A 14,575-nucleotide genomic window follows, 5' to 3' on the forward strand; every position below is an offset into this window, starting at 1 on the left:
GCCTTGGCATCAAACTCGGCGAGACGTGCCTGAATCTTCTCTTCACGGACTCCAGGGGGCCACCAGCGGCAGCTTCTGGTGTCACGTGAGTGCCACGGTGCCGTAAGCGGTTCCACTCATGCGCGCATCAGAGATACGCACCATATCGGTAACGCCTTGAGCAAGGATCTTGGGCGACAGGCCCATATTGCCGACTTCCACCATGCTGTGATATCTCCGCGGACCGCAGTGCTTCATGATCAGAGTGTCCTTGCTTCAACGTCCAGGCCCGAGTCGTTGATGCGCGCTTTATAATCGTTATAGGGTTTTACCGTTAACGGCAAGCACTTTATAAAGCGCTCTTTTGCAAGCCAGCATGACCCTTGTCAGCACAGATTATGCTGATGCCTCTTCTTTTCTACGCTTCTGATAGCGATAGGCTTTAATCAACAAGGGGGAGCACCACAGCAAGATGACCGCAATGCCAAGCCCGGCACTGATGGGCCTTGCAAAGAAGCTGGTCAGGTCGCCACCAGTTCGCAACATGGCGCTCATAAAGTTGTTTTCAACAACGGAGCCCAGGACCAAACCGAGTATGGCGGGCGCCATCGGGAAGTCATTGACGGCGAGTAAATAGGCCACTAAGCCAACGATTAGCATTAACCAGATATCCACAACGCTATTATTGATAGCGAAAGCACCCACAATGCAAAAGCACAATATAATGGGCATCAATACTCGGCTGGGTGTAAGGATGAAAAGTTTTGACAATCTAATGGCTATATACCCAATAGGTAGCATCATCAAATTAGCCAATATAAACACAATGAAAAGTGCATAGATTAGGCCACTCCCATCCATAAAAATGGTGGGGCCGGGGTTCATCCCCTTCATATATAAAACGCCAATCACGATAGCGGTAATGGAGTCGCCGGGAATCCCGAAGACCAGAGCGGGCACCCATGCGCCACTGATTCCGGAATTATTGGCCGAGCTGGCATCGACAATGCCCTCGATATTGCCAGTACCATATTTGGAACTGTCTTTTGACCTGCCTTTTCCCACACCATATGAGATCCAAGCGGCGATATCCGCACCCGCACCGGGTAACGCGCCAATCATTGTGCCGATTGAGCTGCCACGCACCATGTTGCGCCAATAACGTTTAATGTGTCTCGGCACATTGTGGAAAACACTATCTTTATCAACAACGCTGATGGTTTTTTTCTCGGATTTTGATCCGTAGTAACTCATCAGTTCATTGAGGGCAAACATACCGATCATAACGGGTATGAAGTTAACGCCAGCCATAAGATCGGGCACTCCAAACGTGAAGCGAGGAGCGCCACTCATCATATCCAGCCCTACCGTTGATAGCAGGACGCCAAACAGTAGTGACAGAAATGCTTTTGTTCTAGAGCCTACAGAAATAAAAATTGAGCAGCTTAGCCCCAATACCGCGAGCCAAAAGTACTCGAAAGCACTAAATTTGAGCGCCACTTCAGCGAGTGACTGAGCCACGACAATTAAAATAATGGTGCCAAAAATACCGCCAAAAACGGAACATACTAAATTGATACCTAACGCTTCTCTCGCTCTGCCTTTTCTGGCTAATGCGTGTGATTCGCCCACATAGGCGGCTGAGGCAGGTGTACCCGGTATATTGAGATATGTACCCGGAATATCCCCCGCAAATATCGCCATAGCCGATGTGGTGACAATGGCCGCGATAGCAGGAATAGTGTCCATGTAAAAGGTTAAAGGCACTAATAGGGCTACGGCCATTGTCGCCGTAAGGCCGGGCACGGCGCCAACAAATATGCCAAATAATGAAGCTGCCAAGATAACCAATAGGGTATCAACATTTAAAACCAGCCCCACTCCATTCATCAAGATATCCATGGCAGGCTACCCCCTAATAAAACCCCTTGCGGCAATGGAATAAGCAAATAGTGAGAGAAAATAAAATAAATAGCGGATGACATAACCACCGAGGTTATCAGAGCCACGTAAGCCTTTGTTTTTCTCAATAACATGAGCAAAAACATAATGATCATTATGGTAAACATTGCCCCCAGGTAATCGCTTGCCAGGATATAAAAAACGATCGCTATGGGGGGCAGCACCATCGCCCAGCTTATTTTTTCAGGCGGCGGGGTAGTGAGTGTCGGATCATCCTGTATTTCTTGAGCAGCCGCTTTTCGTCTCTGCCATAGCGCATTTAAGGTAAGTACCGCGCCGCCGATGCAAAATCCCCCTCCAACAAGAGAGGGAAACAGAGAAGGCCCATACTGAAGGCTGGGTAGAGTAGGAAATTGCTGAGCTGTGATAATCGTCACAATCCCTGCAATCATAAATCCTATGCCGGCGAACACATCTCTCATTGTCATTCCTTAGTTAGCCAAGCCAACTTGTTCAACAATTTCACCGAGAATACCGTCCATCTCTTCCATCATTTGGCCAAATTCTTCCGCATTGCGCCACTCGGTTCCAAACCCTCTCTGCGTCATGAAATCCTGGTACGTATCACTTTGGTAAGCAGCCTCAAGAGTTGACTCAAGCGTTGCGACAACCTCTGGGTCCATCCCTTGAGGACCAACGATGCCTCGCCACGCACCTACTTGGTAGTCACTACCCACAAGCTCGTTGGCGGTAGGAATATCGGGGAAGGCTGAAAGACGCTCTGCAGCCATGACGGCAAAGCTTTTTACACGCCCTGCATCCATCATCGAACGAGCCTCAGGCACCGACGTAGATACAATATCGATCCCACCAGACGCCAGCTCCGTCATCGCGGGCGCCGAACCTTCGCTGGGGATCCAGATAACCTGATCGGCAGGAATGTCCTGGTCCATCAAAAAGCCCGTAAAGGCCAGATGCCAGATACCCCCCTGCCCGGTTCCCGAAGCGGTAAAGCTGCCTTTCGGCTCAGTACGAACAACCTCCAGCAACGCATCCAGACTCTCGTATGAAGAATCAGCGGCGACCTGGAGACCCGGGGAGTCGTAGTTGATTTGCGCGATGGGCGTGAAGTCTTCGTAGGTAAGCTCTGTCAAGCCTTGCCAATGCATAGTGTTAACTTCAACAGTGGCTAAGCCGAGCGTGTAGCCGTCAGGTGCTGCGTTAAGTATGGCGGTATGCCCAACCACGCCGCTGCCGCCGGTACGATTCACCACGTTGACGTTCTGTCCCAACTCCTCCTCCAAGGCGCGGGCAATGGTGCGCGCTGTTGCATCAGTACCGCCACCTGCTGCCCAAGGCACAATCAGCGTAATGGGGCGTTCTGGATAATCCGCCAGAGCTGAGCCAGAGGCCACCATCACAACTGCCGCTAAACTTGAAATACAGAGCGTCTTAAGAGAACGGTTTGTAATTATCATGTTTACTTCCTCTGGTAATTGCTTACCTACGTTTTATAGTGGCTAAGATGGCTTAAAGCGCCTTATATCAGTACGTTCTGGTTGACGGCTGAGGTGGCAGCTCTTTATAGCGGGCAAGCGTTGCCAGCGCTCCCTGACGGAGCAGGCTGATATCAATACCCACCGCAATAAATTGGCAGCCTAACGCCTGGTAGCGACGTGCATCCTCCTCTAACGGCGCCAAAATCCCTACCGGCTTGCCTGCCGCATGAACTGTGTTAATCACTTTCTGTATCGCGCTCTGGACATCGGGGTGGCCAGGATTGCCGGGATACCCCATTCCCACCGAAAGATCTGCCGGACCAACAAAAACCGCATCGACGCCGTCAGTGGCGGCAATGGCTTCTGCCTGCTCAACACCTTTAGGTGACTCAATCTGGACAATCAGACAAAGCGACTCATGCGCCTTGTTCAGGTAGTCATCCACGCCATCCCATCGGGTTGCACGCACCAGCCCACCGCCCACACCGCGTATGCCACGCGGCGGGTACCGCGTTGCCCGTACCAAGGCGGCCGCTTGCTCAGCACTTTCCACCATCGGCACCATCAATGTTTGCGTACCTATATCCAGTAACTGCTTGATCAACGCAGGGTCATGATTAACGCTACGCACAACGGGGGCAGATGAGTAAGGTGCCACGGCCTGCAGTTGGGCCAGAATAGTGGGTACCGTATTCGGGGCATGCTCACCATCGATTAGCAGCCAGTCGAACCCGGTGTTAGCGATTATTTCAGCGGCATACCCCGTCGCAAAGCCAGCCCAGCAACCCCACATGGGTTCGTGCTTGACCAGCATGTTTTTAAAGGGATTAGTGGGCAATTGCATGCATTGACTCCTTTGGAAGGCAAATGAAAACCACTGACTGAAGATCACCTACATCATTGACTGACCAAGTTTTATAAGCGCTGGCTTCTTGAACGCTACGTCTTCGTCTATGCCATAGCGCGAATACGGCCTGTTTAAGACACACTCCTCCCGGTGAGAAAGGAGGAAAGCAAGGGTCGTATAAACGAGGCAAATCAGGAAATGGTTAAGTAGTGGCGGTTTCTACAACAGATCCTGTTGTGAGAAACCGCCTACCAAGTCGTGCCTCAGTTAGCTAAGCCAACCTGTTCAACAATTTCACCAAAGACGCTGTCCATCTCTTGCATCAGCTGCCCGAACTCTTCCGCGTTACGCCATTCGGTGCCAAAGCCTTGCTGATCCATAAACTCTTGATAGGTATCGCTGTTGTAAGCAGCTTCTAATGCTGCCTCAAGCGTTGCCACTATCTCAGGGTCCATACCTTTAGGACCGGCGATACCTCGCCACTCGCCCACTTGATAGCTACTGTCGATTAACTCGTTGGTAGTGGGAGTATCAGGAAAACTGGGTATACGCTCAGGCGACATGACCGCAAAGCTTTTAACCCGACCGGCTTCCATCATTGAGCGGGCTTCAGGCACAGAGCTTGGTACGATATCAATACCCCCAGATACCAGCTCTACCATCGCTGGCGCCGCACCTTCACTAGGAATCCAGGTAACCTGGTCGGCGGGAATATTCTGATCCATCAAAAAACCCGCAAAGGCTAAGTGCCAAACACCGCCTTGACCGGTACCTGAGGCAGTAAACGTGCCTTTAGGCTCAGTACGTATAGCGTCGAGAAGTTCTTCAAGGCTTGCATAAGGGGAGTCTGCGGCGACCTGTATGCCGGGGAAGTCATAGTTGATTTGCGCAATCGGGGTAAAATCTTCATAGGTAAGGTTGGTTAAACCCTGCCAATGCATCATGTTCACTTCACCGGTCGCCAGGCCAAGCGTATAGCCATCCGGCTTGGCATTGATCATGGCAGTATGACCAACAACGCCACTGCCCCCGGTGCGGTTAACAACGTTAACGTTCTGGTCCAGCTCCTCTTCCAGTGCACGGGCGATAGTACGCGCTGTCGCATCAGTACCGCCGCCCGCAGCCCAGGGCACAATCAGCGTAATAGGACGTTCTGGATAATCCGCAAGGGCTGCGCCAGAGGCCACCAGAACCGCTGCCGCTACGCTGGAAGCGAGGAGTGTCTTGATCTTGAGAGAATGGTTTGTAATTGTCATATCCACTTTCCTTTAGTCGTTAACTGCCTGGATTCGATTATGGTTTTTTGAAACTGCCGGGTTCCATCCTTTATTGCGATCCTGCCAAAAACTTCCTTTATTTCTATTAAGTCGATAAACCTTATCTTTTAGAAAGCCTCATTAAGCATCTTGAAAAAGTCTTCTCTGGAAGGTGCACGTGGGTTGGTAGCCGTAGAGTGGTCTTCCAATGCCCACTGTGCCACTTGGTCTAAATGTTCTTCTCTAACGCCCATTTCACTCAGGCTGGAAGGCATTCCCAACTTAGCATTGAGCTTTACAAACGCTTCGGCTAAATCGTCCCCCTGAGCAAGCTCCATCGCGTCTTTGAGGCGAGCAAATTTTTCCTCGCAATCACGCTGGTTAAACCTGAGAACAGTCGGCATTAGCACGGCATTGAGCGTGCCGTGGTGAAGTTTTAGCTCATGCAGCCCGCCTAATGCATGGGATAGAGAGTGAACCGCCCCCAACCCTTTCTGAAACGCCATGGCACCTTCCAGAGCCGCCATCATCATTTCATTTCTAGCGGTTAAGTTAGTGCCGTTTTCAACCGCCTCGACCAGATAGGCACTTGCGCGCCTCAGGCCGTCCAATGCAATCGCTTCAGCAGGAGGGTTCACTTTAGGGCTTAAAAAGGTTTCAACGCAGTGAGCGATAGCATCCATGCCCGTTGCGGCAGTTAGAAACGGCGGTAAACCGAGTGTTAAACGTGGGTCGCAGATAGCAACTGAAGGAATCAGATACGGGGAAAGAAAACCCAGTTTCCGCTCATCGTTCATAGTAATCAGGGAAGCTCGCCCCACCTCACTGCCCGTCCCCGCGGTGGTGGGTACCGCAATCAGCGGCAGCACATCGGCATTGATCTTAGCGACCCCACCCTCAATCGCCGCGTACTGGCGTAATGGAGCGGGGTGGTTAAAAAGTAAAGCGACCGCTTTAGCCAAATCAATGCTGGAGCCACCGCCCACGGCTACGATGCCATCACACTGGTTTTCTCGTAGGAAAGACAGGGCTTGCTCTACAGCAGCTTCAGTAGGATTGGAAGGCGTGCCATCGAAAACGCAGGCTTTTTCATTAAACTCTTCAGAAAGCTCTGCAGATTCAATCACCTGCGTAATAAGAGGAGTACTGCTCAGCCCCTTATCAGTCACAAATAAAGGCCTTTTCACCTTAAGCAACTGCAGCTCATTCGCTAGCTCCGCAATTGCATTCTCACCGAACTGAATTTTTGTTAAGTAGTTGATGATGTAGGGCATTTTCATTTCTCATTATTGTTTTGCTTGAAACCAAATATGCATCTTGCTTAAAGGTGTCATACAGCATACCTACATGACAATAGTTTATTGATGATTTTTTGGCCACTCATGCCTTATAGGAAAAAGTGACAGGAAAAGATATTAATTAAAATCGTTTTAAATCATCACTCTACCTATCACTACCAGTACGCTAAAACTCAACATTTGGTTAACGATACTCCTTCCCATAGGGGTTCAATATTCAACCTTTGAAAGCAATCTAGGTCAAATGAACATTGTCTTCAATGTCCATTATATAGAACGATAGTCTAATCGACGTACGCGGCCTGCTTGTTAGAGTGCATCTACAATGACCGCTTTTGAGCTTGCGCTTGGCTCCTGTATCGAAAGCTCAATAACCAGTTTGAGGTAAACAATGGATCTCATTAATTCCCCGTCAGTTATTATTCAGCTCAACCCGCGGGATAACGTGGGCGTAGCCTCGAAAGCGGTACCCAACGGGTTTCCAATTGATAAAAATGGCACACTTGCTAAAGAGAACATCGATGCTGGTCATAAAGTTGCGTTAACTAACATCAATAAGGGCGAGGCTATTTATAAATATGGCCAACTTATTGGGATAGCGGCACAGGATGTAGAACCCGGTGAGCATGTGCACACCCACAACCTCACCATGATAGAACTCGATTCCTCATTAAAAGATTTTCAGCCTCACCCGCAAACAGACACCACAAGTAGTTCACGGACCTTCCAGGGTTTTCAACGTGATGATGGTAGCGTGGGCACGCGTAACTACATTGGTATTCTGTCGACCGTTAACTGCTCCGCGACGGTAGCGAAAGCAGCGGCAGACACACTCAATCAGTCTGACGAACTCAGCCAGATGGGCTTCGATGGCGTCGTCGCAATCACCCATGGCTCGGGCTGTGCCATGAATACGGACTCAGAAGGCTTTTCCTTTCTTGAGCGCGTCATCGCCGGTTATGCCCAGCATCCCAATTTTGCCTTCGTACTCATTATCGGTTTGGGCTGTGAGACCAACCAGGTCAAAACACTCGTCGCAAAAAAAGGCTTAGAAGACGCCTCGCGGCTTGCTTACTTTAATATTCAGGATGCGGGAGGCACTCGCACCAGTATTAAAACCGCGTGCGATCACATCATGCAGATGGCTGCTCAGCATGGGCAGATGCGGCGTGAACCTGCACCCCTAAAGCACCTAGTGGTGGCACTGCAGTGCGGCGGCTCAGACGGTTATTCAGGGATTACGGCGAATCCTGCGCTTGGCCACGCGGCTGATCTTATCGTGCAACACGGGGGCAGCGTGATCCTTGCAGAAACTCCCGAGATTTACGGCGCTGAGAATCTTTTGATAGACCGCTCTATCAATGAAAACGTCGCGCAAAAACTGCTTGATCGTATTACATGGTGGAAACATTACACCGAAATAAATGGTGCTGAATTAAACAACAACCCGTCGCCGGGCAATAAAGCAGGCGGGCTTTCGACGATTCTTGAAAAGTCCCTAGGAGCCGTTGCGAAAGGTGGCAGTTCAAGCCTAAACGACGTGCTGCACTATGCCGAAAAGATAACCACTCGTGGCTTTAACTTTATGGATAGCCCGGGCTACGACCCCGTTTCTGTAACTGGGCAAATTGCTTCTGGGTCAACGGTTGTCTGTTTTACTACCGGACGTGGATCGGTTTCAGGTTTTAAACCCGCGCCCTGCCTGAAGCTCGCAACCAATACCTCCATGTATGAGAAAATGCATGAAGACATGGATATAAACTGTGGCGTTATCGTCGATGGCACTGCCAGTGTAGAAGACGTCGGGGAACAGATTTTTGAGCGTATCATCGCCATTGCCTCAGGCGACATGAGCGCTAGCGAGTCACTGGGTTATGGTAGTAATGAGTTCGTTCCCTGGCTGGTCGGTGCCATCACTTAATCGTATATTGAAAGGCAACTAACTAACCATGACACAAACGCTGCGCGACCAGCTCTATACGGCTCTTAAGCAGGGTATTGTTGGAAAGCGCCTGGAACCTGGCCTTGTGCTACTTGAAGGGAATATAGCCGAGCTGTTTGGTATCAGCCGCTCCCCTGTTCGCCAAACCTTGAGCCGGTTGCATGAAGAGCAGTATATCTGCCGCTTTGAAGGGCGCGGCTATCTGGTGGGTGCATCGCCAAGTGAGATAGTACGTCGCTCCCTCAGCGAGCGTGATTTCAAGCAACTTGGCCATGCCCCCAAAGTAGATCGTACCGCGTCCTGGCGTGCCCACATCGACAGCGTCGAACATGACATTGTCCTATGCTCAATCAAGGGCGCCTTTGAACTTAATGAACTACAGCTTTCCAAATCACTGAATGTCAGCCGCACGGTTACCCATCAAATTCTTCTCCATTTGCAGTCCATCGGCCTGGTCGAAAAGATTAAATACAACAGTTGGAGCGTAGTCCCCTTAGACGACAAGCGACTACACAACCTTTATGAAGCACGCCGCCAATTAGAGCCTTACATGATTGCGCGTGCCGCCAACAATATTTCAGAAAGTGTACTCAACGGCTATATTGCCAAACTCAAACACGCCGCAGACAGTTATCCAGATATTAAAGGTGAATTACTGGATGAGTTAGAAAATGACCTTCATCACACCGCCGTCAGTCTAGGTGATAACCAGGAGGTAATGAATATGCTACGGCGCACTCATCCTATCTTGTTAATCAGCAAACACCTGCTTGGGCGGGTGCTTAAACTTCCCGATCAAGATCCTTTTTTTGATGAGCACTTGTGGGTATTTGAGAAAATACGTCTGCAAAAGCCTCACCAGGCTGCAAAATTATTAATGGTCCACTTGGAGCGCTCAGAATCTAAAGTACTTGAACGTCTTATCAATTTCAGAGAATCAGGCGATATTAAAATACCGCTTTATCTACGAGGATAAGCCAATAGCATTACCTCAATAACAATAAAAGCGGTTCAACAGCCTCCCCACCGTTAGAGGAACTAATAATGACAACGTTACGGTCTATCGGCTTTATTGGCACCGGCATTATGGGTGCTCCTATGGCACGGCGCTTGGCCAAAGCAGGTCATCAGGTGCGCGCCTGGAACCGGACAAGAAGCAAGGCCGACAGCTTGGAAACGGTAGGTATCGAGACAGTAGAAAGGCCTGAACAGGCAGCCACCGAAAGCGAGGTCGTGATCGTTATGCTCAGCTCGGGTCCGGTGTGCGATGAATTACTGTTAGGTACAGATGGCCTGCTCAACGCCATGCAGCCCGGCGCCACTCTGATCGTCATGAGTTCTATTCCGGTCGAGACGGCACGCCGCCAAGCTAAGGAGGCCTCAAAGCATCAGATTCACTACTTGGACGCGCCGGTATCCGGTGGTGAGCAGGGAGCGATTGACGGCACTCTGGCCATCATGGCGGGCGGAGATACTGAAAGCTTTAAAGCCGTTGAGCCTATTCTTTTATCGCTCGGCAGACCGGTCCATGTTGGCCCTGCGGGCAGCGGTGAGCTGGTCAAGCTTGCCAATCAGATGATCGTGGCCAACACCATTGCTACCGTGGCCGAAGCCATATTACTGGCAGAGCAAGGGGGAGCTGATCCTGCGCAGATGCTGAATGCGCTAGAAGGAGGCTTTGCCGACTCGACTGTTCTGCGTATCCACGGCCAGCGCATGATCAAGGAAGATTTCGCTCCCGGCGGGCCGTCGAAATGGCAACTGAAAGACACCCAGACTGCCATGGCTTTAGCCCAGGAATGGCAGCTGAAGCTGCCGGTATCCTCGCTGGTCAACGGGCTTTATGAAGCGCTTATCGCCCAGGGAGAGGGTGATCTTGACCATAGCGCCCTGATACGCCAGCTCAGGCGCCACAATCAATAAACCTTCTTTCCACCCATAACGCCGGGAAAATAAACACAATGAGCCAACATTACGATGTTCAGGAAATAACGCGATTCAGCACTGACTTACTTTTAGCCGCAGGGCTCGATGATGGTAAAGCCAATGCCGTCGCTGAAATGCTTGTCGAAGGCGACCTGATGGGGCACACCACTCACGGGCTGCAACTCCTTGCGCCTTATCTTGAGGAAATACAGTCAGGCCGCATGCCAGTCACTGGTGACTATGAGGTGATTTCTCAACGAGCCGCCGTACAAACCTGGGATGGCTGTTACTTACCTGGGCCGTGGTTGATTCTCAAAGCCATGGAAGCTGCGGAATCCATGGCGCGTTCCTGCGGTACCGGTACGGTGGTGATTCGGCGCTCTAACCATATTGCCTGTCTGGCTGCCTACCTAAAGCGTGCTACCGATCAAGACCTCGTGGTGGTGATTGAATCATCCGACCCGGCGACCAAATCCGTTGCCCCCTATGGCGGGTTAGTGGCGACCCATACGCCCAACCCTATCGCCGTGGGCTACCCGACTGATTCAGGCCCTGTTCTTTTGGATGTCAGTACGTCCATTACCACCAATGGCATGGTCGGGCGGCTTAACAAGCAAAATAGCCGCTTGCCTTATCCGTGGCTTAAAGACAATCAGGGCCAGGCAACCGATCGCCCCGAGGTACTTTTCGACGAGCCCAAAGGCAGCATTATGCCCATCGGCGGGCTAGATCACGGCCATAAAGGCTACGCACTAGGGCTCATGGTAGAAGCCTTGACGTCTGGCCTGGCAGGGTTCGGGCGCGTCCAGTCACCTTCGCAGTGGGGGGCTTCGGTCATGGTGCAGGTACTGGACCCGGAAGCCTTTGGTGGGCTTGAAGCGTTCAAGCGTGAAACCGGCGCGTTGGCCGATGCGTGCCGTAACAATCCCGTCGCTGAAGGCGATCCTCAGGTACGCATTCCTGGAGAGCGCGGGCTCGATCTCCATAAGCGCTACTCACAACAAGGTGTTCCGCTTCCAGAGGGCGTTCCCGAAGCGCTTCACGATTGGTCAGAGCGTTTAGGCGTTGCCTTCCCTCAGGCACGCCAATAACCGCTTTCTGCTTAGGTTTATGGTCAAGTTCAGACAAGTGAGCGTTATCCAGGACGTCATCAAATAACTGATTGGAGGTCACCATGAAACAGGAACGTATCGGATTCATCGGGCTCGGCTTAATGGGTAAGGAAATGGCCCGCAATATAGTGCGTAATGGCTACCCGCTCAGCGTTATGGCGCATCGCAATCGCTCGCCTTTAGAGGTGCTCTCTGCCGAAGGGGCAGTTGAAGTTGCAAGTGCTGCCGAGATGGCCAAAAACAGCGATATTGTTTTTATCTGCGTCAAAACATCCGAACAGGTTAGCGAAATTGTGACCGGAACCGATGGTTTGATGGCCGGGGCCCATGAAGGGCTGATTATTGTCGACTGCTCTACGGCTCATCCTGAATCGACCGAGCGCCTTGCTGAAACTGTCGCAGAGCACGGAGTGACCCTGGTTGATGCGCCGTTAGCCCGCACACCGCGCGAAGCCCGTGAGGGGCGGCTCAACGTCATGCTGGGAGGCGATACCTCAACGGTTACGCGTATTACGCCGGTCATCGAAAGCTTCGCCGAGAACATCTTTCATGTGGGTGCCGTCGGGTCAGCGCATAAGCTGAAACTTATCAATAACTTCCTGTCGCTGGGTGCGGCGGCACTGGTTAGCGAAGCCGCTACCATGGCTGCCGGAATGGATGTCCCGCAGAATAAATTGCTGGAAATCTGTTCTCAGGGTGGCGCCAACAGCGCCATGCTGGCCCCGGTTATGGAGTGGGTGCTGCAGAAAGAGTGCACAAAATTGCAGTTCAGCCTTGGAAATGCAGAGAAAGACATGCGTTATCTAGCTGAAACGTTAACCGAGTACCGGCTAACATCCGACATGCTTCCCCCACTTTGTGAGTTCCTTAAACAGGCTCGAAATGACGTGGGGGAAGAGAGCTTCGTTCCCCAATCTTACGACAGCTGCATGCAGCGTAATGGTATGGGCTCAGACGGCAACAAGCACTGAGATAAACCCTAGGTTACCTCGCCATCGCGGCTTAACTTTCCATCGCGAATTGGCAGCGTTCACTCCACAAACGCGTCGGTAGCCTCGCGGTGGCCATACAAAAATGCGTCAGCCACTTGGCGTAGTGGCGCTACATCCACGTCACTACGCCCACTGGCGACAAGCTCAATAAAGTGGCTATAAAGGCCTGCATACTCGCGCTCCTCCTCATCCACTATAAGCTCGTCGTTAATCATCAGGCGCCGCCCTCCCTGGGTCAGGCTCAAACGTCCGTTATCCGTAGCGACGTGGATATCCCAGGTTTGTGGGCCGGTTTGGCGAAAATCAAAGACCGCCTCAATCTCGGCACCATCTGGATCGGCAAAAGACAGCTCAGCGGCAATTGGGGTCTGGCAATTAGTCGGTACCCATAACTGTGCCTGGCGCAGAAAAAACGCCTGAGGAAGAATGCTGGTGACGATCGAAAGCGCGTTGATACCTGGATCAAATACCCCCATACCGCCCGGCTGCCATATCCACGCCTGACCTAGGTGCCATACTCGCACGTCTTCTTTCCACTCGATCTCGACGCGCTGAACCTGGCGTGCTGACAGCCACTGCTTGGCTTTTGCTACGCCGGGGGCAAAGCGTGAGTGCCAAGCGGCAAACAAGCTAACGCCTTGCTCGGCAGCCAGCGAAATCAAGCTTTCCACCTCACTGAGTGTGGCCCCAGGTGGCTTCTCCAGCAGCACATGCTTGCCACGCAGCAACGCCAGGCGCGCCTGTGAGTAACGCAGGTGCGTCGGCGTGCAGATTGCCACGGCGGTTATTTCAGGGTGGGCATCGAGCATCGCGCCCAGGTCTTGATAGCCGGACACGCCCGGTAACGTAGCGTGAGGATCTGCAGTGGCGACAAGCAGGCAATGCGGGATGGTAGCTATCGCCGGAAGGTGCTGGTCACGAACGATTTTGCCCACACCCACTAAGCCGAGGTTGAAGTCAGACATGTGCTTGCCTTTGTTTTGATGTGAAAGGTTTTAATGTAAAAGGTTTTAATGTGAAAGCTTAACGAGAAATAGATTCAGGGCGCAGCGTGGGGCAGCTCAACGCTGCGCCCTAATGAGCTGACGCTATGCTCAAGCCCTAGCGCTTCTGCCGTCCCTGCCAATACCGCTTGGGCCGCTAGAAACGCCTCGCGAGGGCGACGCAGCCGGATGCTTTCCATCAGTTGGCGATGACGCTCCAGGCTTTCTTCCGGATCAGAGGCGCTTTCGTTCGACATCGAGACCAGCAGGTAGATAGAGGGCCGCAGGATATGCGACAGCTGCACCCAGACGATATTGTGGGTCGCCTTAAAGATCGCCTCGTGGAAGGCGATATCACACTCGCTGTGTAAACGCCGTTCTTCTTGGCAGGTCGCATTGCGCAGGTTCTGGCCCAGCCCTTCAAAGGCCTCTTCGATGGCCACTAAATCACGCGCCTTGGCGCGCTTGGCGGCGGTCATCGCCACATAGGGCTCAACATCCAGACGAAACGCGAGAATTTCGCGCTGAATATCGGGATTGGGGGCCGCATAACGGGTAAGCCAGTCGGTCACCTGAACATCGAGAATATGCCACTCTGAGTACTCACGCACCTTAGAGCCGTGGCCTGAGATACGCTCGATAATCCCCGCCTCCACCAGTTGGCGCAGATCGCTACGTACCGCCGAACGGTTAAGCGAAAAGCGTTCACATAGGTCCAGTTCACGCGGCACAAAGTCGCCGGGGCGATAGCACCCGCCGAAGATTTTCTCGGCAAGGTATTCAGCGATACTGGGGCGAGCCAGCGGCTTACTGAGAGATGATGTCACTGCGATAAGACC

General features: G+C 52.0%; 13 protein-coding genes and 1 pseudogene. 5 read left to right on the forward strand and 9 right to left on the reverse strand.

Going from position 1 to position 14,575, the window contains the following annotated elements; all coding sequences use genetic code 11:
* Window positions 1-40: 40 nt before the first annotated feature.
* The 7 genes and pseudogenes from ACT3T7_RS09105 to ACT3T7_RS09135 form a co-directional block, all read right to left on the reverse strand.
* Window positions 41-302, reverse strand: a pseudogene (locus ACT3T7_RS09105) (dihydroxy-acid dehydratase); the annotation flags it as partial.
* A gap of 73 nt (window positions 303-375) precedes the next feature.
* On the reverse strand, window positions 376-1,881 hold the full coding sequence (locus ACT3T7_RS09110; protein WP_444630817.1) for a tripartite tricarboxylate transporter permease: 1,506 nt from the start codon (window positions 1,879-1,881) through the stop codon (window positions 376-378).
* On the reverse strand, window positions 1,869-2,363 hold the full coding sequence (locus tag ACT3T7_RS09115) for a tripartite tricarboxylate transporter TctB family protein (RefSeq protein ID WP_444630818.1): 495 nt from the start codon (window positions 2,361-2,363) through the stop codon (window positions 1,869-1,871). Before ACT3T7_RS09115 ends, ACT3T7_RS09110 begins: the two co-directional genes overlap by 13 nt.
* Window positions 2,364-2,372: 9 nt before the next feature.
* Window positions 2,373-3,359, reverse strand: coding sequence for a Bug family tripartite tricarboxylate transporter substrate binding protein (locus ACT3T7_RS09120; RefSeq protein WP_444630819.1), 987 nt, complete (start codon window positions 3,357-3,359; stop codon window positions 2,373-2,375).
* 67 nt (window positions 3,360-3,426) lie between these two features.
* A complete protein-coding gene (locus ACT3T7_RS09125; RefSeq protein WP_444630820.1) occupies window positions 3,427-4,224 on the reverse strand; it encodes an HpcH/HpaI aldolase family protein in 798 nt (265 codons plus the stop codon).
* 266 nt (window positions 4,225-4,490) lie between these two features.
* Window positions 4,491-5,483 carry a tripartite tricarboxylate transporter substrate binding protein gene (locus tag ACT3T7_RS09130; RefSeq protein ID WP_444630821.1) on the reverse strand — a complete coding sequence of 331 codons (993 nt, stop codon included), beginning with the start codon at window positions 5,481-5,483 and terminating at the stop codon, window positions 4,491-4,493.
* A gap of 128 nt (window positions 5,484-5,611) precedes the next feature.
* Entirely contained in the window at window positions 5,612-6,757 is a 1,146-nt protein-coding gene (locus ACT3T7_RS09135) for an iron-containing alcohol dehydrogenase (RefSeq protein WP_444630822.1), read from the reverse strand.
* A 415-nt stretch (window positions 6,758-7,172) separates the two neighbouring features.
* Here ACT3T7_RS09135 and ACT3T7_RS09140 point away from each other — a divergent pair, with 415 nt between their 5' ends.
* From ACT3T7_RS09140 to ACT3T7_RS09160, 5 genes are all read left to right on the forward strand, one after another.
* Window positions 7,173-8,702, forward strand: coding sequence for a UxaA family hydrolase (locus ACT3T7_RS09140; RefSeq protein WP_172117979.1), 1,530 nt, complete (start codon window positions 7,173-7,175; stop codon window positions 8,700-8,702).
* Window positions 8,703-8,730: 28 nt separating this feature from the next.
* Window positions 8,731-9,699, forward strand: a complete 969-nt coding sequence (locus ACT3T7_RS09145) for a GntR family transcriptional regulator (RefSeq protein WP_444630823.1) — start codon at window positions 8,731-8,733, stop codon at window positions 9,697-9,699.
* Window positions 9,700-9,767: 68 nt separating this feature from the next.
* On the forward strand, window positions 9,768-10,646 hold the full coding sequence (locus ACT3T7_RS09150; RefSeq protein WP_444630824.1) for an NAD(P)-dependent oxidoreductase: 879 nt from the start codon (window positions 9,768-9,770) through the stop codon (window positions 10,644-10,646).
* A 38-nt stretch (window positions 10,647-10,684) separates the two neighbouring features.
* The gene (locus tag ACT3T7_RS09155; protein WP_172117976.1) at window positions 10,685-11,740 is read left to right on the forward strand and encodes an Ldh family oxidoreductase; all 1,056 of its coding nucleotides are present in this window, start codon (window positions 10,685-10,687) and stop codon (window positions 11,738-11,740) included.
* Window positions 11,741-11,823: 83 nt separating this feature from the next.
* Window positions 11,824-12,732, forward strand: coding sequence for an NAD(P)-dependent oxidoreductase (locus tag ACT3T7_RS09160; RefSeq protein WP_172117975.1), 909 nt, complete (start codon window positions 11,824-11,826; stop codon window positions 12,730-12,732).
* Between the two features lie 59 nt (window positions 12,733-12,791).
* Here ACT3T7_RS09160 and ACT3T7_RS09165 read toward each other — a convergent pair whose 3' ends face one another.
* Together ACT3T7_RS09165 and ACT3T7_RS09170 are read right to left on the reverse strand one after the other, a co-directional pair.
* On the reverse strand, window positions 12,792-13,718 hold the full coding sequence (locus ACT3T7_RS09165) for a Gfo/Idh/MocA family protein (protein ID WP_444630825.1): 927 nt from the start codon (window positions 13,716-13,718) through the stop codon (window positions 12,792-12,794).
* A gap of 74 nt (window positions 13,719-13,792) precedes the next feature.
* On the reverse strand, window positions 13,793-14,563 hold the full coding sequence (locus ACT3T7_RS09170) for a FadR/GntR family transcriptional regulator (protein ID WP_444630826.1): 771 nt from the start codon (window positions 14,561-14,563) through the stop codon (window positions 13,793-13,795).
* Window positions 14,564-14,575 lie beyond the last annotated feature (12 nt).

Origin of the sequence: Halomonas sp. 111, assembly GCF_052379685.1 — a bacterium.
GTDB lineage: Bacteria > Pseudomonadota > Gammaproteobacteria > Pseudomonadales > Halomonadaceae > Vreelandella > Vreelandella citrativorans.

What these genes read in the sequence shown, in the direction of transcription:
- ACT3T7_RS09155 (WP_172117976.1), top strand. Translation starts at nt 10,685, where the DNA reads ATGAGCCAACATTACGATGTTCAGGAAATAACGCGATTCAGCACTGAC.
- ACT3T7_RS09150 (WP_444630824.1), top strand. Translation starts at nt 9,768, where the DNA reads ATGACAACGTTACGGTCTATCGGCTTTATTGGCACCGGCATTATGGGT.
- ACT3T7_RS09115 (WP_444630818.1), bottom strand. Translation starts at nt 2,363, where the DNA reads ATGAGAGATGTGTTCGCCGGCATAGGATTTATGATTGCAGGGATTGTG.
- ACT3T7_RS09160 (WP_172117975.1), top strand. Translation starts at nt 11,824, where the DNA reads ATGAAACAGGAACGTATCGGATTCATCGGGCTCGGCTTAATGGGTAAG.
- ACT3T7_RS09165 (WP_444630825.1), bottom strand. Translation starts at nt 13,718, where the DNA reads ATGTCTGACTTCAACCTCGGCTTAGTGGGTGTGGGCAAAATCGTTCGT.
- ACT3T7_RS09110 (WP_444630817.1), bottom strand. Translation starts at nt 1,881, where the DNA reads ATGGATATCTTGATGAATGGAGTGGGGCTGGTTTTAAATGTTGATACC.
- ACT3T7_RS09140 (WP_172117979.1), top strand. Translation starts at nt 7,173, where the DNA reads ATGGATCTCATTAATTCCCCGTCAGTTATTATTCAGCTCAACCCGCGG.
- ACT3T7_RS09125 (WP_444630820.1), bottom strand. Translation starts at nt 4,224, where the DNA reads ATGCAATTGCCCACTAATCCCTTTAAAAACATGCTGGTCAAGCACGAA.
- ACT3T7_RS09130 (WP_444630821.1), bottom strand. Translation starts at nt 5,483, where the DNA reads ATGACAATTACAAACCATTCTCTCAAGATCAAGACACTCCTCGCTTCC.
- ACT3T7_RS09120 (WP_444630819.1), bottom strand. Translation starts at nt 3,359, where the DNA reads ATGATAATTACAAACCGTTCTCTTAAGACGCTCTGTATTTCAAGTTTA.
- ACT3T7_RS09145 (WP_444630823.1), top strand. Translation starts at nt 8,731, where the DNA reads ATGACACAAACGCTGCGCGACCAGCTCTATACGGCTCTTAAGCAGGGT.
- ACT3T7_RS09135 (WP_444630822.1), bottom strand. Translation starts at nt 6,757, where the DNA reads ATGCCCTACATCATCAACTACTTAACAAAAATTCAGTTCGGTGAGAAT.